This window comes from Accumulibacter sp. (assembly GCF_031732815.1).
Classification (GTDB): domain Bacteria; phylum Pseudomonadota; class Gammaproteobacteria; order Burkholderiales; family Rhodocyclaceae; genus Accumulibacter.
Genome location: NZ_JAVMKF010000132.1, coordinates 1 through 4,995, shown reverse-complemented (window position 1 = coordinate 4,995; position 4,995 = coordinate 1). Strand labels below are relative to the sequence as shown.

Annotated in this window: 6 protein-coding genes; 5 read left to right on the top strand and 1 reads right to left on the bottom strand. The window is 64.1% G+C overall.

The genetic code is table 11. From position 1 onward, the window contains the following. Window positions 1-5: 5 nt before the first annotated feature. Complete coding sequence (locus RKP46_RS09345; RefSeq protein ID WP_311106393.1) at window positions 6-116, top strand: hypothetical protein; 111 nt, start codon at window positions 6-8, stop codon at window positions 114-116. Window positions 117-181: 65 nt separating this feature from the next. Here RKP46_RS09345 and RKP46_RS09340 read toward each other — a convergent pair whose 3' ends face one another. Continuing rightward, window positions 182-547, bottom strand: coding sequence for a hypothetical protein (locus tag RKP46_RS09340; protein ID WP_311106392.1), 366 nt, complete (start codon window positions 545-547; stop codon window positions 182-184). Between the two features lie 383 nt (window positions 548-930). On the opposite strand from RKP46_RS09340, the gene RKP46_RS09335 reads away from it, so the two are divergent. The 4 genes from RKP46_RS09335 to RKP46_RS09320 all read left to right on the top strand — a co-directional run. Next, window positions 931-1,344 carry a hypothetical protein gene (locus RKP46_RS09335; protein WP_311106391.1) on the top strand — a complete coding sequence of 138 codons (414 nt, stop codon included), beginning with the start codon at window positions 931-933 and terminating at the stop codon, window positions 1,342-1,344. A 208-nt stretch (window positions 1,345-1,552) separates the two neighbouring features. Next, window positions 1,553-3,100 carry a methyl-accepting chemotaxis protein gene (locus RKP46_RS09330; RefSeq protein WP_311106390.1) on the top strand — a complete coding sequence of 516 codons (1,548 nt, stop codon included), beginning with the start codon at window positions 1,553-1,555 and terminating at the stop codon, window positions 3,098-3,100. A 188-nt stretch (window positions 3,101-3,288) separates the two neighbouring features. Beyond that, window positions 3,289-4,773, top strand: coding sequence for an FAD-linked oxidase C-terminal domain-containing protein (locus RKP46_RS09325; protein ID WP_311106389.1), 1,485 nt, complete (start codon window positions 3,289-3,291; stop codon window positions 4,771-4,773). Continuing rightward, the coding region (locus tag RKP46_RS09320; protein ID WP_311106388.1) for an FAD-binding protein at window positions 4,770-4,995 on the top strand (226 nt) is incomplete at its 3' end. The genes RKP46_RS09325 and RKP46_RS09320, both read left to right, overlap by 4 nt.

Sequence of the window (4,995 nt, the reverse complement as noted above, 5' to 3'; positions counted from 1 at the left end):
CGGGAATCCTGCGTTCGATGTCGGAAGCCAATTGCCTGGTCGTTCTGTCCGAGGCCTGCGCCGGCGTTCAACCGGGCGAGACCGTCGACGTGCAACTGTTCGACGGCCTCTTCTAACACGAGTGGAAAAGCCGGCGCGCTGACCGCATCGGCTTCCGTCTTGCCCCTTGCCCCACTTCCGGCTAGAACAGGCGGCGATGCCGCAAGCGACTCGGGGCGTGCGCGAGCAACGCGGAAAGGACGATCAGCAGCCAGAAGATCGGTAACACCAGCGCTGGCTGTGCGCTGGCCAAACCAAGCAGAAGCAGTTTGACGAGTACACCGAAACCGGCGACTTCACGCAGGTGAGCCGCATTGGTCCAGGTGTCGACGGCCAACATGGACAGCCCGGAAACGAGGGTCAGGCTGGCGCCCGCGACGACGTTTCCGGCGCCAAGCAAGGCCGCCCCGAGGAGGACGATGCCAACCAGGTGAACGGTGCGCAGGGCGACGTTCAGCCAGCGTCTGCCAGGAAAATCGCGGAACGCGTCAGAAGAGGACCCGGGCATGTCGATCCATCGCGTACACCACGCGCAGAATGGGAAAACGGATTACCGCACACGACGGAGCCGCGTGGCAAAAAAAATGTCAGCCAGTCTCACCTGGCAAACAGCAGCAGGGACAAGGCGCGATTCTAACCCTGCCTGCGACGAGCGGCCAAAGCGGGACACCGCCGCGGCGCAGTCGCCGCGCTGGCCGAGTGATCGGCGACAAGACCGCGTGTCGCTCTTGGCGCTGCGGCGCCGGCACACCGGCCTGGCGCGCGCAGTCGGATGTCGATTGTGCTCAAGTAATGTCAGTTCCGGACGTTGAACAAGCAGGGAGCGTCGTCGTGCTCAAGCGGGCAACGCTCCCTTCGATCAAACTGGCCACGTTTTCAGGAGGGGTTGGCATGCTTCACTCGGTCAAAGGATGGTGCTCACTGGCGCTTTGTCTGTCGCTCGCGCTTGCCCTGCCGGTCGCTGCGGCGACCACAGCCGACGTCAGAGCGGCGATTGGTCCGGTTCGTGACTCGTTGATGACCATGCTCAAGAACCCGGACAAGCGCGGACCGGATCAGCAGACACTGGTCAAGACTTCGGCCGACAAGGTCAGCAGTCTGCTCCGGGACGTCAACGTTGCAGCAGACAAGAAAGCAAAGCTTGACGAGATGAAGAAGATCTGGGCCGAGTTCAACCGGGTGCGCGAGACCCAGGTCGTTCCGCTGATCCTCGCCGGTAACACCGCTGAAGCGGAAAAGCTGGTGACCGGCGAACAAAAGGAGCGGCTGATGGCGGTGATCAAGCTCTGCGATGAGCTGAAGTAGCACACCGCGCGGCTTTGACCGTTCCGCCTCTTGCCCCGGCAGCCGGCGCTGGGGCCTGACTTTCCCCCGCCCGGTGAGAGAGGAGGTGCGTGTGGTGCGACAACCCGGATTCGTTCGGCGTTTGAGCTTCGCTACGATCGGCGCTCGCGTCGCAAGTTTGTCGCTACAGGCGAAAGTCAGGCTGCTCACCTGGATGATTGTCGGCGTCATGAGCGTGGCATTCCTGATCAGCCTGCTTTGCGGCCTGTTCGCCATTGCCCAGCGCCCCCACATGCTGGAGCATCAGGCGCAAGCGCTGGCGGCGCAGAAACTGCTGATGGGTTTGCAGGACAGCATGAGCGCCATGGGCGCTTTCATGACTACGCCCAGCGAGCCGACCTGGCAGGCGTACGAGGACCATTTTTCCGGCCTGACCAAAGGCCTGGAGCGCCTGAAGAGAGAGGTTGATGACGCGTCGGTGAAATCCGAGATCGATGAGTTCCTCTCCTTCGATCTGACGCTGATCAGCTCGATACAGAACGAGATCCGGGCTAACTCGCTCAAGGGCGAGCGCGAGCAGGCGCTACGATCCTTCGTCGACGGCTATCTTCCGGCAGTCACGAAAATTCGCAACACGCTGGGTAACACGGTCGAGCTCACCTCGAAAGGCGTCGGCAATGCGTTTTCGCGGGCGCTTGGTTCAATTACCTTCGGCACCTATGCTGCGTGCGTGGCGTTCGCCTTGGCAGTAGGCGCTTCGGCATGGCTTGCCCGCCGACTGAGCGTGATGATCGGCCGCCCGCTCGAGGGCGCCGTCGATTCGCTGCTCGCGCAAACGCAGGAAACGCAGGCAACCGTCGACCATCTGGCGCACTCGGTGGTTGCCCTGCAGGACGTCGCGCGCGCGCAGGACGAGGCGCTGCTCCGCGCGCAGGATTGCTTTGCGGTGATCGGCCGGATTGTCGACCAGAATGGCGCCTCGGCCGCGCAGTCCGATCGCCAGGTTCAGGAAGCAACGCGGGCCATGAGCGCCAGTTCGCAATCGATCGAACGTCTCGACGACGCCGTGTCGGCGCTCGTCCAGGGCGCCAATGGAATGGCCGGCGCTTCGCGCGAAATGCAGGACGGAATGCTCAAGATCGACGATTGGTTCCGCGACATCGCCGAGAAGAACAAAATGATCAACGACATTGCCACGAAGACCAAGCTTCTGGCGCTGAATGCGGCGATCGAGGCGGCGCGCGCTGGTGCGTCAGGCGCCGGGTTCGCCGTCGTCGCAGATGAGGTATCGCGCCTGGCTGCGCTCAGTGACAAGGCAGCCGTCGAGATCAACGCGATGGCCGCCGATGCGCGCACCCGGTTGGCCGCGGTGAGCCAGGAATTCAAGTCGAGCATCGACCAGCGGGCGTTGAAACTCGAACAGCAGATCGACCTCAGCCAGACTGATCTGTCCCAGGCGCAGGGCCAACTGAGCGCCACGCTGCGGCTGGTGGGCGAACTCTCCTCCTCGTTGGCGGACATTGCCCTTTCATCGACCGATCAGGGCAAGCAACTGACCGCAATTACCGACATGTTCCGCGAGCTGGCCGAAATCGGCCGCCGCGGCGCCGCGTCGACCGCCCTGGTCGCCCAGGCGAGCGAGGTACTGGGGCACAGCGAACAGGGATTGAACCGGATTGTCTCCGAGGTTCGACGAGTGACCGATGGTGCAGCGGCGGGCGCTGCAGCGACCGCCAGCCGCGTTCCCTTGCGCCCGGCAGGCACTCAGCATATTTGATCATCAACACAGACCCTCGGGACAGGAACAGGCAGCCAAGCAGTCGCCAGCACTCTGCCCTGGCCGCAGACTACGACAGGAGCATCCCTACGCTCGCCCGTCAGACCCGCGCGCCGCAAGGAGAACTGTAGTATTCTAGCTGCCGAGGGTAGACGCCAACGTTCCACTTCCAACTCCGGGGGTAGCCCATGAGCAGCGCAACAGGCCTTCCCGACCAGCGTTTTACGGTCGACCGAGCGGTCCTCATCAGCCGTTTGCGCGCGGTGCTCCCGGCGCATGCCCTGCTGGCCGACGAAGAAGAGATGCGGCCTTATGATTGCGACGGGCTGACCGCGTATCGCCACCTGCCATTGCTCGTCGCGCTGCCCGAAGACGAAGCGCAGACCCAGGCCGTCCTGCGCATCTGCCACGCGCTGCACGCGCCCGTCGTGGCGCGCGGCGCGGCAACCGGCTTGTCAGGCGGCGCCACGCCGCACCCTGACGGCGTCGTCGTTTCGCTGGCCAAACTCAAGAAGATCGTCAAGCTTGACCCGCTGGCGCGGACGGCAGTGGTCCAACCGGGCGTGCGCAACCTGGCCGTTTCGGAAGCGGCTGCGCCTTACGGCCTCTATTACGCACCCGACCCGTCGTCGCAGATCGCGTGCACAATCGGCGGCAACGTCGCCGAAAACGCCGGCGGCGTGCATTGCCTGAAGTATGGCCTGACCGTGCATAACGTCCTGCGCGTGCGTGGTCTGACGATCGAAGGCGATGTGGTGGAGTTCGGCAGCGCGGCGCTCGATGCTGCCGGCTACGATCTGCTCGCTCTGATCAATGGTTCGGAAGGCCTCCTCGCGATGATCAGCGAAATCACCGTCAGGCTGACACCCAAGCCGGAACTTGCCCAGGTCGTCATTGCCTCGTTCGCCGACGTGCGCAAGGCGGGTGATGCGGTGGCCAGCATCATCGGCGCCGGGATCATTCCGGCCGGCCTGGAGATGATGGACAAGAAGGCTATTCACGCTGTCGAACCCTACGTCAACGCGGGTTACGACATGAACGCCGAGGCCATCCTGCTCTGCGAATCCGACGGTACGCCGGAAGAGGTCGCCGAGGAAATTGGCCGGATGACCGCGGTCATCGAAAAGAGTGGTGCCTCGATGATCCGCGTGTCGCAGAACGAAGCCGAGCGCTTGCGGTTCTGGGCGGGCCGCAAGGCGGCTTTTCCGGCCGTCGGTCGAATGACGCCGGATTACCTGTGCATGGATGGAACGATTCCCCGCAAGCACCTGGCGGAGATGCTCGAGGCGATCGGCGGCCTGTCCGAAAAGTACGGCCTGCGCTGCGCCAACGTCTTCCACGCCGGTGACGGCAACCTCCATCCGCTGATCATGTACGACGCCAACCAGGCCGGTGAGCTGGAGCGCGCCGCAGCTTTTGGCGCCGACATTCTCGAATTGTCGGTGCGCTTCGGCGGAACGATCACCGGCGAGCACGGCGTTGGCCTGGAAAAGGTGATGCTGATGGCCGAACAGTTCAGCACCGCCGAAATTGCCGCGTTTCACCGTTTGAAAGCGGCCTTCGACGAAGCCGGCCTGCTCAATCCCGGCAAGGGAATTCCCACGCTGGCGCGCTGCCGGGAATACACCCAGGCGCGCGCCGGAAGCGCTGCCAGCGCGCCGGGGCAGGCATGACTACGCTGATCGACGAGTGGTCCGAGCAAGTCCGCCAAGCGGCCCGTACCGGCGGCCGCCTGGCGATCCGCGGCGGAGGCAGCAAGCGCTTCTACGGCGGCGAAGAACGCGGTGATCTCCTCGCCGTCGGGAGCTACCAGGGAATCGTCGCTTACGAGCCGACCGAACTGGTCGTCACCGCGCGCGCCGGCACGCTGCTTGCCGAGCTCAACCAGGTTCTCG